Annotated in this window: 13 protein-coding genes; 8 read left to right on the forward strand and 5 right to left on the reverse strand. The window is 41.1% G+C overall.

Annotation, left to right across the window (positions count from 1 at the left end):
• Positions 1-19 precede the first annotated feature (19 nt).
• Positions 20-1,030, forward strand: coding sequence for a protease SohB (sohB, locus tag ACED29_RS08130; protein ID WP_165870088.1), 1,011 nt, complete (start codon positions 20-22; stop codon positions 1,028-1,030).
• Between the two features lie 91 nt (positions 1,031-1,121).
• On the opposite strand, the gene ACED29_RS08135 is transcribed toward sohB, so the two are convergent.
• Both ACED29_RS08135 and ACED29_RS08140 read right to left on the reverse strand, forming a co-directional pair.
• Positions 1,122-2,192: a DUF3083 family protein gene (locus ACED29_RS08135; protein ID WP_182697019.1), complete on the reverse strand. Its 1,071-nt coding sequence runs from the start codon at positions 2,190-2,192 to the stop codon at positions 1,122-1,124.
• A gap of 173 nt (positions 2,193-2,365) precedes the next feature.
• Entirely contained in the window at positions 2,366-2,923 is a 558-nt protein-coding gene (locus ACED29_RS08140) for an arylesterase (protein ID WP_182743035.1), read from the reverse strand.
• 61 nt (positions 2,924-2,984) lie between these two features.
• Here ACED29_RS08140 and ACED29_RS08145 point away from each other — a divergent pair, with 61 nt between their 5' ends.
• On the forward strand, positions 2,985-3,731 hold the full coding sequence (locus tag ACED29_RS08145; protein ID WP_124016430.1) for an ABC transporter ATP-binding protein: 747 nt from the start codon (positions 2,985-2,987) through the stop codon (positions 3,729-3,731).
• Positions 3,731-6,214 (forward strand): ABC transporter permease, encoded by a 2,484-nt coding sequence (locus ACED29_RS08150; protein ID WP_371697429.1) that lies wholly within the window; start codon positions 3,731-3,733, stop codon positions 6,212-6,214. Before ACED29_RS08145 ends, ACED29_RS08150 begins: the two co-directional genes overlap by 1 nt.
• 82 nt (positions 6,215-6,296) lie before the next feature.
• On the opposite strand, the gene ACED29_RS08155 is transcribed toward ACED29_RS08150, so the two are convergent.
• Positions 6,297-6,551 carry a TIGR03643 family protein gene (locus tag ACED29_RS08155; protein ID WP_124016432.1) on the reverse strand — a complete coding sequence of 85 codons (255 nt, stop codon included), beginning with the start codon at positions 6,549-6,551 and terminating at the stop codon, positions 6,297-6,299.
• 444 nt (positions 6,552-6,995) lie between these two features.
• Here ACED29_RS08155 and ACED29_RS08160 point away from each other — a divergent pair, with 444 nt between their 5' ends.
• From ACED29_RS08160 to ACED29_RS08170, 3 genes are all read left to right on the forward strand, one after another.
• Positions 6,996-7,859: a DUF4010 domain-containing protein gene (locus ACED29_RS08160; RefSeq protein ID WP_371697430.1), complete on the forward strand. Its 864-nt coding sequence runs from the start codon at positions 6,996-6,998 to the stop codon at positions 7,857-7,859.
• A gap of 108 nt (positions 7,860-7,967) precedes the next feature.
• Positions 7,968-8,657 carry a pseudouridine synthase gene (locus ACED29_RS08165; protein WP_371697431.1) on the forward strand — a complete coding sequence of 230 codons (690 nt, stop codon included), beginning with the start codon at positions 7,968-7,970 and terminating at the stop codon, positions 8,655-8,657.
• Positions 8,658-9,064: 407 nt separating this feature from the next.
• A complete protein-coding gene (locus tag ACED29_RS08170) occupies positions 9,065-9,961 on the forward strand; it encodes a LysR family transcriptional regulator (RefSeq protein ID WP_182697015.1) in 897 nt (298 codons plus the stop codon).
• Between the two features lie 10 nt (positions 9,962-9,971).
• Here ACED29_RS08170 and ACED29_RS08175 read toward each other — a convergent pair whose 3' ends face one another.
• Positions 9,972-10,871: a TIGR01777 family oxidoreductase gene (locus ACED29_RS08175; RefSeq protein ID WP_371697432.1), complete on the reverse strand. Its 900-nt coding sequence runs from the start codon at positions 10,869-10,871 to the stop codon at positions 9,972-9,974.
• Positions 10,872-10,950: 79 nt separating this feature from the next.
• Positions 10,951-11,319: a dihydroneopterin triphosphate 2'-epimerase gene (folX, locus tag ACED29_RS08180; protein ID WP_371697433.1), complete on the reverse strand. Its 369-nt coding sequence runs from the start codon at positions 11,317-11,319 to the stop codon at positions 10,951-10,953.
• Between the two features lie 158 nt (positions 11,320-11,477).
• On the opposite strand from folX, the gene ACED29_RS08185 reads away from it, so the two are divergent.
• The gene (locus tag ACED29_RS08185) at positions 11,478-12,668 is read left to right on the forward strand and encodes an AI-2E family transporter (protein ID WP_371697434.1); all 1,191 of its coding nucleotides are present in this window, start codon (positions 11,478-11,480) and stop codon (positions 12,666-12,668) included.
• A 40-nt stretch (positions 12,669-12,708) separates the two neighbouring features.
• Positions 12,709-13,617 carry a class I SAM-dependent methyltransferase gene (locus ACED29_RS08190; RefSeq protein WP_371697435.1) on the forward strand — a complete coding sequence of 303 codons (909 nt, stop codon included), beginning with the start codon at positions 12,709-12,711 and terminating at the stop codon, positions 13,615-13,617.
• The last annotated feature ends 69 nt before the right edge of the window (positions 13,618-13,686 follow it).

The following is a 13,686-nucleotide window of genomic DNA, read 5'->3' on the forward strand; positions in this document are numbered from 1 at the left end:
TCCTTGTATGGAGCGAGATTTGGAATTTTTATATGAATACGGCTTATTTTTAGCGAAAGCTGTGACAATAGTGCTAGCGATAGCTGCCGTGGTGATCTTGGTGCTCGCTAGCAGCATGAAGCATAAAGCTGATAAAGGTGAATTACGCCTGACCGATATTTCAGACGAGCTAATTCAACTTAAACATGAGTTGAAAGAAGAACTACTGACTAAAAAGCAATTTAAGGCTTACGAAAAGCAAGTAAAAGCAGAAGAGAAAGCCGCTGAGAAACAAGATTTAACCAAAGGGAAAGTATTTGTAATTGATTTTAAAGGCAGTATTGATGCCAGTGAGGTTGCCTCATTACGTGAAGAGGTGACGGCTATTCTAACGATTGCCGATAAAGATGATCAAGTGCTGGTAAATGTTGAAAGTGGTGGCGGTATGGTTCATGGCTATGGCCTAGCATCAAGTCAGTTAGACCGTTTACGCCAAGCCAATATCCCCTTGTCGATTTGTATTGATAAAGTGGCAGCAAGCGGTGGCTATATGATGGCGTGTGTGGCTAACAAAGTCTATGCCGCACCATTTGCTATTGTTGGGTCGATAGGGGTTGTAGCGCAGGTGCCTAACTTCAATCGTTTACTTAAAAAGCATGATATTGACTATGAGCAACACACTGCCGGCGATTTTAAGCGAACGTTAACGGTATTTGGTGAGAATACAGATGAAGGTCGTGCTAAATTCCAACAAGAGTTAGAAGAGACACACGTGCTATTTAAGGCGTTCGTTGGTCGTTATCGTCCAAGTATGGACATCGCCAAAGTTGCCACTGGAGAGCATTGGTATGGTCAACAAGCGATCGATTTAGGCTTGATTGATGAAGTGTCTACCAGTGATGATGTGATTCTGAACTTTGTAAAAACTCATCAAGTCATCAAAATTAGATATCAAATGAAGAAAAAGCTGGCTGATAAAATTGCCCATGGTGCCTCGTTATCAGTTAATGCTGTCATGAATAAACTGATTGAGCGCAATCAATCGGTTTAATCTGATTATGGTAAGTAAAACGTTTTATCATAAAAAAACGACAGCCTTTGCTGTCGTTTTTTATATTAAGCATCAAACTGAATGATTCAGATTATTGTGCTTTATAACTAATATGCTGGTGGAAGCGTAAGATGACATCAACGTGTTCTTTGTCGATATCAAATTCTTGCGTAAATATTCGTAACGCATCTTCAACTTGGTTCATAAAGCGACCATAGCCTTCATCTGTTTCATCACTCTTGCCAGCGACAATAACAAAACGAAATACATCGACTAGTTTATTGCTGTCCCAGTGACCGATAGGTGCTGGTGATTGGACATTTGGGTCAAAACCAATCATTTGGAATTCATCAGTGCTAGTAAGTTGCTCATATTTACTATTACGAACCAATGGTAACTTACCATTAGCAACCATAGCGACACGGCTTAATTGTTTACTTTGCGTAGCTTGGACAAACTTGTCATAAACATTTTGATAAATACTGCCAAAGTCGACATTATCATTAGCCAGTAATTGTTTTTTTATCCTGCGATCAACTGGGATATTGATGGTGACGTAGTTTAGCGTACTGACGTTTTCAGGAAGTTCACAGTGTCGACGTTGGTAGCGACTATCAACCGCTCGTAATTTATACCCATAAGTTTCTTTTAAGCCTTTGGCTTTGGCAAAAAAGTCATAAGAAATATGTTGATGGTCACGAATTTTAATCGGCACATTCTTAACGGGCAATAATGGCGCAAGTTCAGAAATAAAATGCTGAACTTTACTGTGGAAACTCGCTGAATTACTGCGTAAATCATCGCCTGTGGCTAGGAACACAATACGTAATTTGCGTGCTCGAAACCCAGGTGTGCTGTGGATTCGGTTAGCTTCATGGTGGGCTGGATTATAAAAGAAACGTAATTGTTCGTTTGAACTTAAGCAGTAAGCTTCGCTATGGAAACGAACCATAGGCAGTTTGTCAGTGGTGACAACGTGGACGTTATATAATTCTTGTTTTTCGGCGAGTTGATAGACAAGTTTACTAAACTCATCATAACAAGTTTCTAAGTCAGCATACGTATTGAGGTATTCATCGGTTAATGGAAAACCAATGGTAATGTATTGATTTTTACGTGTTGCTGTTGGCAAGTATACTTTTTTTTGACGACTGACGGACATATTATTTCCTTATTGCCTTTGTTGTTGTCTAAAGTTTATCGTTATTTATTGATTGTGATTTAATCTGCTTGCTGTGTCCATTTTAAACACAGATGCTTAAATTAAAATGACTTTTGATCACTATATTAATTTTTTTTTAACATATTAAGCAAAACTCATTTAATTTTAAGTGTTTACTCGGATAATACTTGAGTGATCCAAGGTAACATCCATTGCGTAATAGTAGGTTGCGCCTGCTCATTTGGATGAATGCCATCACGCTGCATTAGAGATTTGTCTGGCGCAATATCTTGCATGAAAAAGGGTATTAGCTTAATGCTATATTCATCGGCCAATTGGTGGTAAATCTGAGTAAAAGATTTGGCGTACCTAGGGCCGTAGTTAGGTGGTACCATTATCTCGGTTAATAAAACATTGGCGCCATGTTGCTGTGATAAGGTAATGATTTGTGTAAGATTTGATTTCAGTTTGCTGGGCGGAAAACCCCGCAATCCATCGTTGCCGCCTAGCTCAATGACAACTAAGTCGGGTTGGCTTGAGGTCAGTAAACCTGGGAGTCTTCGTAATCCTCCCGCCGTGGTCTCACCACTAACAGAGCCATTTATAATTTGATGCTGTGGCAGTTCGTTGCGGAGTAATTGCACCCATCCTTGCTCTTCTGACATGCCATAGCCTGCACTTAAGCTATCACCCAATATCAAAATCGTGGCAGCATAGGTTGGTACACTCATTACTATCAGTAAAAACACACTACTAAGCACGCGTTTAAGTGACGAATAGAAGAAGGATTGTATGTCTAATAATATCGATCGAAATATCAGTGCCATTACTGTAACTAACCTCAATAAAACTGTCGTGACCCAAGAGGGAGAGTTGACTATCCTCAACGGCATTAATATAGAAGTCAAGCAAGGAGACAGTATCGCCATTTTGGGACCATCAGGTTCAGGCAAGTCGACACTGCTAGGTTTGCTTGCTGCATTAGATACTCCTAGCTCTGGTGAAATCGTGTTAGATGGTGTAGCACTATCTGGGTTAAATGAAGAACAAAAAGCCGCATTGCGTAAGAAAAAAGTCAGTTTTATCTTTCAGTCATTTATGTTGGTTGACACGTTAACGGCTTTAGAAAATGTCATGTTACCAGCAGAGCTTTCTGGTGTTAAAGATGCCAAACAAAAAGCTCAATCCATGCTAGAGCGTGTTGGTTTATCTCATCGATTAAATCACTTACCTAAACAATTATCCGGTGGCGAGCAGCAACGTGTTGCCATTGCAAGAGCCTTTATTTGCGAGCCTAAAGTATTGTTTGCAGATGAACCCACAGGCAACTTGGACAGTGTAAACGGTGACAAAATTGCCGATATGCTGTTTGCTTTAAACCAAGAAAGTGACACCACGCTGGTCTTGGTGACTCATGATTTGCATCTTGCGAAGCGCTGTGGCCGGCAGTTAGTGATGGAAAATGGTCACTTATCAGAACCCAATGTAGTCAATCTCTCGAGTCAACAACACTCTGAGTTTACTGCGGAGGTTAATTAATGGAATGGCAAATTGCGTGGCGCTTGTTTAAACGTGAACTCGCTCAAGGGCAATTAATTCTTATTGTATTGGCGATTACGTTAGCAGTGTTATCAGTAACTGGGCTTGCGCGAGTCAGTGAGCGTTTACAAGTTGCTATTAACGGTGAAGCGGCCAACTTTATTGCTGCCGACCGTATTATTGACTCGCCAGTTGAGCTTGACCCACAAGTGCTGACCATAGCGGATAAGCTTGGTCTCGCTCATGTCACCAATATGCAATTTAATTCGATGGTATATTCCGGAGATAAATTTCAGTTAGTGACGGTCAAAGCTGTAGGTGATGGTTACCCATTAAAAGGCGATATCGAACTCAGTAGTGGTGTCACTCAGGAGTTGCCAAAGACAGGTCAAGCATGGTTTGAGAGTCGTCTAGGTGGTTTACTTGGTTTCCCGCAAAGCATTGAGTTAGGCAATAGTGAGCTATCACTAACCGAAGAGATTAAGCGTTTACCTGATGCTGGTTTTAATCCGTTTGCATCTTCGCCAGTGTTACTGATCCGCCTAGATGACGTGGCGGCGACAGGTATTATTCAGCCAGGCAGTAGGGTGACTTATTTATACCAATTTACCGGAAATGCTGATCAATTAACCGTATTTGAGCAGCAAGCTAAACCTTTACTCAATAACAGCCAAAGATGGGTAGACGTGCAGTCGGGAGATTCTCCGATCGCTTCGGCGGTGCAACGTGCTGAGCGATTCCTGCTGCTTGCCAGTTTACTCGGTATAGCCCTTGCGTGTGCGGCGATTGGTATTGCGGCGCAGCGTTATTGCCAACGCCATTATGATGTCGTTGCCATGCTCAAAACCTTTGGCGCCTCGGGTAAGCAAATTAGAGTATTATTCGGACTGCATCTGTCTTTGGTGACTTTACTGGGTATTGCACTGGGGCTGCTTGGCGGAGTATTACTTGATCTTGGTATAACGGCATTTCTGCCTAAAGAAATCGCCGCTTATTCACCACCATACTTACGCCCTGTATTACTAGGCGTTAGCACGGGTTTGATTAGTGCATTTATGTTTTCGGCTTATCCATTAATGCGCTTGTTAGCTATTCCGCCCTTAAGAGTATTGCAGCGTCAATTAGAAGGTTTGCAACTGGGGATGTGGTTACATCTGCTATTAAGTTTGGCTGCCATGGCTTTGTTAGGCTATTTATATTCAAGAAGTTTAGCCTTGACCATGACAGTGGTGCTTGCAGTACTACTATTAGGTTTGTTATTAAGCGTGCTTGGATTTGTGATGATCCGTTTTGGTCATGGTATTGGCATGAAAACCACCAATCCCTTCCAATTAGCTTTGGCTGGTCTTCGCCGCCGTGCGCGCCAAAATGCGGTGCAATTAGTCGGTTTTAGTAGTGCGTTAGTATTACTGTTAACGATTTTGGCTTTGCGCCAAGATTTACTCAATGAATGGCAAAAGCAGTTACCTGAAAATGCCCCTAACTACTTTTTAGTCAATATTGCGCCTGAAGATGCTAAACCATTGAATGACTTTTTGACGCTTAATCATATTAATGCGACTGACATTTATCCTGTGGTTCGTGGTCGTTTGACGCATATTAATGATGAAGAGTTGATTTCAGGCAAGCAGTCTGAGGACGGTGTTGAAGGGCGAGTAGGTATTTCTCGTGAACTAAACTTAACGTATCGAGAGACCTTACCACCTAATAATAAGCTCCTTGAAGGTGAGTTTAATCAGGCTAGCAATGATGTGTCGGTTGAATCTGGTGTTGCTGATCGCTTAGGTATAGTGTTGGGCGATAAGCTAACCTATAGCATAGATAATCAAGCTTTCTCGGTTAAGGTTACCAGCATAAGGCAGGTTCAATGGGAAACTCTACAGCCTAATTTTTTCATGATTTTTACCCCAGAAGCATTAGCGCCATTTGCCTATACCTCGATGGCGAGCTTTCATCTTAATGATGCGCAATTAGCCGCGGACGGCAGCCTACTGACCGCGAATCAAGTGGTGCTGCAATTGATCCAACAATTCCCGACCGTATCGATTATTGATGTTGGCGCTATGGTTGAACAGTTACGACAAATTATCGATCAAGTGTCATTATCTTTGTCATTAGTGTTGGTTCTAGTGTTACTGGCCAGTGCTTTAGTACTGATAGCCCAGACTGAAGCTGGTATGGCGACTCGGCAGCGAGAATTGGCGGTATTGCGTACGTTTGGTGCATCAGGTTGGTTATTAAGAGCGGCTACTGGATTTGAATTTGCTTTACTTGGGGCCATCGCAGGTTTATTGGCAGTCATTGTTGCTGAGTTTGCTTTGTACATGCTTAAAACCCAAGTGTTTGAGTTGGTCGTTTATATGCATTGGCCTTGGTGGGGGATCACACCAATTGCTGGAGCAATCATTGTGGCGATTCTTGGGGTATGGCGTTGTCGTCAGTTACTTAATAAGTCGTGCAGTGACATGTTAAAAGAGGGCTAAAGTACTTATAAATATTAAGGGAGATGCATCGTCATCTCCCTTTTTTATGCTGCTTTTTTACCTTAGTTAATCATTGATGAGATTACTTTTGAGGCATTTTATATTGCGTTGAGCAATACGCTCTATCAATTCCTTCTGGGCGCAGTTTAAGATGCTTGGTTTTACGGCCACTAACACGGGCTCTCCACGACTTAAAGCTATTGGGTTTGAGTGATGAGCGCATGAGTTTAATCACATTTGATTCGGTTAAGCCATAAAGGTGCTCAATGGCTTCAAATGGCGTGCGGTCTTCCCATGCCATTTCAATGATCCTTGAAGTGTCTTGTGGTGATAGCATTGAGTATCATAATGTTATTGGGTTTGCACTTCAGTACGTTAGTTAACTGAGTTTAGATTAGTGTTTGTATGATTTGTGCTAAGGATTAATCAATTTGTTAAAGTATGGACCTAAGTTGACTAACCCTAATGGTTAACTCGAGTATAAGTGAGTGATGTTTATGTAGCGTGAGTATATGATGCGCCTTGACCAATTGGAGTGTAAAAGTTTTTATCAACTCAATCTCAAGTCATTGATACTATAAATTAAGATAAGGTTTTATCAATACGAGTACGGGGGGCGGCGATTTAAGTTGGCTTACAGTATAATTCAGTTATATTAAATAATGTTCCGTGTCGATTTCTTGGAGTACAGTGGTTAATTTGGTGATTAAACAGTGTAAGTTCTGAATCATGTATGATTTAGTCCACCTTGATAAATCGTTGTAGGGGGAAAATATTGTCTATGGAACATAAGACACCACTCTCATATCATTTTAAAGACAAACATATATGGTTTGACATGACCATGTTGGTGGCTTTGTTCGTGGTGGCAGCCTACGTTCCTCTTTTAAAAATTGTTCCTTTAGTTGCCTGTCTTGAGTTATTCAGCTTTCTTAGTTTTCACTTGCTAGCAAAACGTCGCCGATTTCAGTTACAGGGTTTTCTGGGGGGATTTATTTCCAGCACGGCAGTTTTTATACAAATACTAAATGATAAAAAATTTGCATCAACAAGTGAGCGTGACTTGTTACTGACATTGCTGTTTGCCTTATGCTCTATGTTACTGGAATGCCTATTTATTATCTTTTTTTTGGCCGACCAATTATCCTTTATTTTTTACATACCCTTTGTCACACAGTTAATGTTTTTTATTACGGTGATTACATATGTGCAGATCCCATCCAATTTGCTTTTTTTAAGCAGCCAATCAAGACAATCTACAGTTGATATTGAGCTATTAATTGATCATCCAATAAGCTGGAAAAATGTCGCTAAGCTATCTATTTTTATCCTCGCACTTGTTTATGGCATGAATTTTATCGGCAGTGAACTTGGTCTATCTCGAGGGATCAGTACTTTGCTAGTATCATTTTTTGAAGCTCATGCCATTCTAGTCTCTGTGATGACCGAATGGTCGATGAATCCGCAGGATATTGATTTAATAACATTATTGTTGTTAATTTTACTCGCTAACAGCATCAGTAAATCGTACCTGGTATTTAAAGGAAGCAATTTTTCTCACAAATGGTTTTTTATTGCAATGATGTTGGTGGGGTTTGCGTTAAGTTTCGGTGTTACATATCTTTGCTCTTTATTGCTTGAGTAATCTGTTGGCTATTTCCCCTAATACCAATACCAATAGCAATTTATGTCTGTGGCATAATATCCGCTTGATTAGCCAATAGAAAATGATTATCCCAAGTTAAGGTTATTTATGCGTCTTGATCGATTTGTTTGTAAAAGTACTGAGCTATTAAAGTGTGACGCTATCCAGCATATCCATAATGGTGAGGTGTGCGTAAATGGTGTGGCTGTTAGGAATGAAGCTGTTCAGGTGCATGAAAATAATCAAATTACCTTAAAGGGTCAAAACCTTACTGCTCGAGCGTTTCGTTATCTGTTAATCAATAAACCCGCCAATATGCTTTGTTCAAATGTCGATGGTGTCTATCCGTCGATTTTTTCATTATTGGATGTTGAACGGTTATCTGAACTCCATATTGCCGGGCGCTTAGATGCAGATACTACTGGGTTAGTTCTAATTACCGATGATGGTCGTTGGACTTTTGCGATTACCTCTCCTTCAGGCGAGTGTCATAAAGTCTACCGGGTTAAGTTAGCCAAACCGCTGGTTGATGATGCCGCAGAACGTTTTTTACAAGGCATTGCTCTTGATGGTGAGCAAGGGCTTACATTACCGGCGGTATTGCAAATCATCACAGCCAAAGAAGTCTTGCTGACATTAACTGAAGGCAAATTTCATCAAGTTAAGCGCATGTTTGCCGCAATTGGTAATAAAGTACTCTCACTTCATCGTGAAAGCATTGGTGCTGTCAACGCCGATGTGGAAGTCGGGCAGTGGCGGTATTTAACCGATGCAGAAGTTAAATCATTTAATACTTAATTAGAAAATGTAAGTGTGTGTGATAACCATGAGCAGATCGTTCGTTACCGCAGTTTAATAATCTGCAAACGGCTCGTTATTGATTAAGTCTGTAATACGGGACTGCGCCAAAATAGCAAACAATAGCCAGTTTGATTGACATAAGCCAAATGTAGTTCTGCTGGTTTCCATATTCCTTGTTAGCCTAAGTTGCAGTAATTCTTCCCCGTTTGTGGCAATCAGTTAGCATTGCAGATATCGCTGCGCTGATTTTTAATTTATCAAAAAATAGTATAACGATAAATTTATATTATTTACTGTGTGATCGTCAGCCTAAAAATGGCTATGCTAGTGTCTTGCTTGATCGCCATTAATGAGAGTGTACATAGATGGCTGCGATCTAGTATCTGATGCAATAGAGGCTTAGTATGTTAAATCAACAATGGTTAACGACATTTATTAAACTGGTTGAAATAGGGCATTTTACTCACACGGCAGAACAGCTTTTTATGACGCAACCGGGTGTCAGTCAGCATATTAAAAAGCTTGAACAGCAGGTCGGTGTTGATTTACTCATTCGAATAGGTAAAAGCTTTGAACTGACGGAAGCGGGGATTATTTTACATCAACGGGCGTTAGTTTGGCAGCAACAACAACAGCAAGTATTATCACAATTAGCGGTTGATGATGAGCATATTGGTGAGTGTCGTATTGCCTGCTCAGGTTCAATGGCCTTGCTACTATATCCTCACCTTATTGACTATCAGTTGCCATATAATCAACTACAAATCTATCTGGAAGCGGCGCCCAATAAACGTATTATTGATAGTGTTATGGCCAATACTATTGATGTGGGCATCATTACCCAATCGATTAATATGGATGAGCTGGTGGTAACCCCATTAGCCGCACAATCATTGTGCTTAGTGTTGCCTCAGTCATACCCTCATCACTCTGTTACATTTGAACAACTCATGGCGCTTGGCATGGTGAGTCATCCTGATGCTATGCATTATTGGTCGCAAATAGCCTGTCAGTACTTCAGTGAAAAACAGGCTCTAGCATTACAGGTGCCTATCCGCAGTTATGTTAACCAATTAAACCAAATTCTGGTACCTGTGGCTAAAGGACTGGCATTTGCTGTACTACCACAATTTGCGGTCGACCATTTTACTCAAGCACAAGATATCCGTATTGCATCGTTTGCCAATGAGCATGGCGATAATGTGGTGGTTGCAGAGCCATTATTCATTATTTATAAACAGCATCGACCACTTGCTCGACGCTATGGGCCAATTATCGATAAAATTAAACAGCTAGTTTAGGGACGGGGCCCTAGTTTGCTGAATTGACCACCTGTTGTAATGCGCTGTTGATGTCAGTGTATTGAAACTCAAATCCTGCCGCCAAAGCTCGTTTAGGTAATACAAATTGGCCTGTAGTGAGCAACTCTGACATTTCACCCATGGCAAGTCTTAGCGCTAATGGTGGCGTAGTTATTTTGGCAGGACGGCTTAGTGCGCTACCTAGCGCTTTAGCAAATACGGCATTACTCACAGGTTGAGGTGCCGTTGCATTATAAATGCCTTGTGAGTTCGAATTGTTGAGTAAGTAGCTAAATAGTTTGATTAAATCATCAATGTGGATCCAGCTCATACCTTGTTCGCCATTGCCTATTGGGCCGCCTAAACCGAGCTTAAAGGGCGGTAACATTTTCGCCAATGCGCCGCCATTTTTACCGAGCACAATCCCAATGCGGGTGATGCACACTCGGGTCTGTTGCGATTGAGCTTGAAGCGCAAGGTTTTCCCACTCTTGACAAATAGCATGACTAAATTCAGCATGAAATCCGCTGGTTTCATCCACAGGGGTATCACCCTGTCTGCCATAATACCCTACGGCTGAAGCGCTAATAAAAGTATGCGGTGGGGTGGTGCTTTTGCGGATAAGCTGAGTTAACGCCGTAGTGATATCCCAACGACTGTCACAGATCAGTTTCTTTTGCTTATTGGTCCAACGTTTATTGACTATCGGTTCGCCAGCAAGATTAATCACAGCATCTATATCGTTAAGGTCTGATTTGTCTGCCAGCGTTTGCCAGTACTGATGATGGCTGCCAAGAATGTTTTTGCTGTTATTAATATTTCTCGTCAATATTACTAGCTGGTGGTCACTCAGTGATTTGACTAACTGTTTGCCAACAAACCCTGTTGCGCCAGTGATTAATATTTTCATCTAAACTCCCCTTTACTCTATATTGCAATATACGATGGTAAACTTAAAATGTGATCACATTGTGCGCATACCATGGTGGTTACCGGGGCTTTTGATAGCATAACTCCATCGACACTGAGTCTGCAAAACGCAGTGCATGGGGTTTATCGATTTCGACGCTGGCAAATTCAACCCAGTCATGTTCACTGGCAATGGCGAGGGTTTGGTTGGTTAAGTTTTCCAGTAATGAAAAGCGATTATTTTCAATTAAAGCAATAATTTTTTTGGTGATAGTGCGATAATTCAATGCATCTTCGACACTGTGACTATTTCGGGCTTTATCGGCACAATAATGAATTACTACGTTAATGATGACATCTTGTTGGTTATTGATTTCGTCATCTTTAATGCCGATATAAGTACGTAAACGTAAGTTTTTAATGCGTATAATAGCGGTTTCTGGTTTCATATAATGTCAGTGGATCCCTGAAAGTGGTGATGTGCCAATATTGCCATCAACTGATATACGAAGCGACAACAAATTTTAACTTAGTTTGCAATATGTTACTGAGTTCAGCTTAGCATATAGAATCATTTTAATAAGCAATAATAAGGATTTTTCGGTCTATGAAAGGAATACAACAATCTCCAATGGCTGTGCGCAGTTTTGTGGTAATGGCTTGTGTGGTGATTATTTTAGCGGGGATAAAAACGGCCAGTCCGATAGTCGTACCTTTTGTATTATCCGCATTTTTAGCGGTAATTTGTAATCCTGCGATAGTGTTGATGACGCGTTATCATATTCCTAAATGGCTATCTATCATCTTATTAATGGGCTTTATAGTGTTAATGGGGTTATGGCTGGCCAGTTTAGTGGGCAGTTCAGTGACTGAGTTTTCAAAGGAAATGCCCAAGTACCGTGAGCAATTGATTGAACAATTCGCCTGGATCCTTGAAAAACTCAAAGACTTTAATATTCAGATTTCAAAGCAAAAGGTGCTCGACTACTTTGATCCTGGCATGGCGTTATCCATGACCACCAATATGCTCTCTGGTGTCGGTAATGTGATGGCCAATTTATTCCTGATTATTTTGACCATAGTGTTTATGTTATTTGAAGCGCAATCAATGCCTAGAAAGTTTCATTTAGCCCTCGATGCTCCAGATAAGCGTTTAAAGCAAATCGACAAGTTTTTGCAGTCGGTTAATCAATATATGGTGATTAAAACCCTGGTTAGTTTAGCCACAGCAGTGGTTGTTGGTATCGGTTTGACAATCATTGGCGTTGACTATGCTTTGTTATGGGCGGTGATTGCTTTTCTGTTTAACTATATTCCAAATATTGGTTCTATTATTGCTGCCATTCCTGCTGTGTTATTGGCTTTTATTCAAATGGGTCCCGGCGCCGCAGGTATTACCGGTTTATTGTATGTGGGGACCAATATGGTTATGGGCAATGTGATTGAACCCCGTTTTATGGGCCGTGGTTTAGGCTTGTCTACTTTGGTGGTTTTTTTATCATTGATTTTTTGGGGCTGGTTGCTTGGCTCTGTCGGCATGTTGTTGTCGGTTCCCTTAACCATGATTGTTAAAATTGGTCTAGAATCGAGCCAGTCTGGCAGTTGGCTAGCGACTTTATTGTCAGATAATGTCGATGAATTGCCCAGTGAATCAAGCCATAATGTTGAAACTGAAACTGAAACAGCAACCGTATCGAGTGACGCTGATAACCATCATGCCGATAGTGATGTCACTGATGACGTTGCAAATGACCATGACGTGGAGAATGCTGCCAAGGCATCAACGAAAGATGCATAACCCTATTGATTGTATTTAGTTTATTGAGTTAAGAGAGTGTATGAAAGGTTTTTTACAAGCAGTTCCAAATTTGACATTCGGCGATGATGTTTGCCGTTTATTTCACGGTCGTGGTGGGTTATTCGCGGGCGATGAACACCTGTGTTTAGATTGGTACAAGCCGGTATTATTGCTTACCAGTTTTAAGATGCTCGAAAGTGAGCAACTCGATGAATTAGTTGCTGCCATAGTGGTACTTTGGCAGCAACAACGACCAACTGAAACACTTAATTTAGTCTACCAATACCGTCATGGTGGCCAAACATTGAGTGAGTTATTGCATGGTGAAGTACCAGAGCAGCATATAGTGACTGAAAACGGTGCGCGTTTCTTAGTGCATTTATTACGCGGTCAAAACCACGGCTTATTTTTAGATATGGCCAACGGCCGAGCATGGGTGAAACAACACGCAAAACATAAAAAGGTACTTAATTTATTTGCTTATACTTGTGGCTTTTCAGTAGTGGCTTTGCAAGGCGGCGCAGATGAAGTTGTCAACATGGACATGAGTAAAGGTGCATTAAGCATAGGTAAGCAAAACCATGTGTTAAATGACTTACCTGCAGGGGCGCGTTATTTAGGCCACGATATTTTTAAGTCTTGGGGTAAGTTAACTAAGCTTGGACCGTATGATTTGATTGTGGCCGATCCTCCAAGTAATCAACGCGGCAGTTTTGTTGCCACTAAAGATTATGAGCGCCTACTCAAACGCCTGCCAGACTTACTGGCGCCTCAAGGCGAAGTGTTATTGTGCTTAAATGCGCCAGAACTAGGGTGTGATTTTTTGATGCAACAAGTGGCAAATACGGCGCCACAGCTTACCTATATTGAAAGAATTGCTAATCCGCATATTTTTGCCGATATCGATGAACAGAAATCATTAAAAGTATTGCGTTATCGCTTAAGCTAATCTCTTCGTGTGTTACAAAAAACCGACAGCCATTTGGCTGTCGGTTTTTTTTGTCTATAAACTCGGATC

The sequence above is a fragment of the Shewanella sp. 5S214 genome, assembly GCF_041439795.1.
GTDB classification, from domain to species: Bacteria; Pseudomonadota; Gammaproteobacteria; order Enterobacterales; family Shewanellaceae; genus Shewanella; species Shewanella vesiculosa.

Bases quoted from the DNA above. Each gene is read 5' to 3' on its own strand.
- ACED29_RS08165 (WP_371697431.1), top strand. From the start codon at position 7,968: ATGCGTCTTGATCGATTTGTTTGTAAAAGTACTGAGCTATTAAAGTGT.
- ACED29_RS08155 (WP_124016432.1), bottom strand. From the start codon at position 6,551: ATGCTATCACCACAAGACACTTCAAGGATCATTGAAATGGCATGGGAA.
- ACED29_RS08190 (WP_371697435.1), top strand. From the start codon at position 12,709: ATGAAAGGTTTTTTACAAGCAGTTCCAAATTTGACATTCGGCGATGAT.
- ACED29_RS08175 (WP_371697432.1), bottom strand. From the start codon at position 10,871: ATGAAAATATTAATCACTGGCGCAACAGGGTTTGTTGGCAAACAGTTA.
- ACED29_RS08160 (WP_371697430.1), top strand. From the start codon at position 6,996: ATGGAACATAAGACACCACTCTCATATCATTTTAAAGACAAACATATA.
- ACED29_RS08150 (WP_371697429.1), top strand. From the start codon at position 3,731: ATGGAATGGCAAATTGCGTGGCGCTTGTTTAAACGTGAACTCGCTCAA.
- ACED29_RS08170 (WP_182697015.1), top strand. From the start codon at position 9,065: ATGTTAAATCAACAATGGTTAACGACATTTATTAAACTGGTTGAAATA.
- ACED29_RS08140 (WP_182743035.1), bottom strand. From the start codon at position 2,923: ATGAGTGTACCAACCTATGCTGCCACGATTTTGATATTGGGTGATAGC.
- folX (WP_371697433.1), bottom strand. From the start codon at position 11,319: ATGAAACCAGAAACCGCTATTATACGCATTAAAAACTTACGTTTACGT.
- ACED29_RS08145 (WP_124016430.1), top strand. From the start codon at position 2,985: ATGTCTAATAATATCGATCGAAATATCAGTGCCATTACTGTAACTAAC.
- ACED29_RS08185 (WP_371697434.1), top strand. From the start codon at position 11,478: ATGAAAGGAATACAACAATCTCCAATGGCTGTGCGCAGTTTTGTGGTA.
- ACED29_RS08135 (WP_182697019.1), bottom strand. From the start codon at position 2,192: ATGTCCGTCAGTCGTCAAAAAAAAGTATACTTGCCAACAGCAACACGT.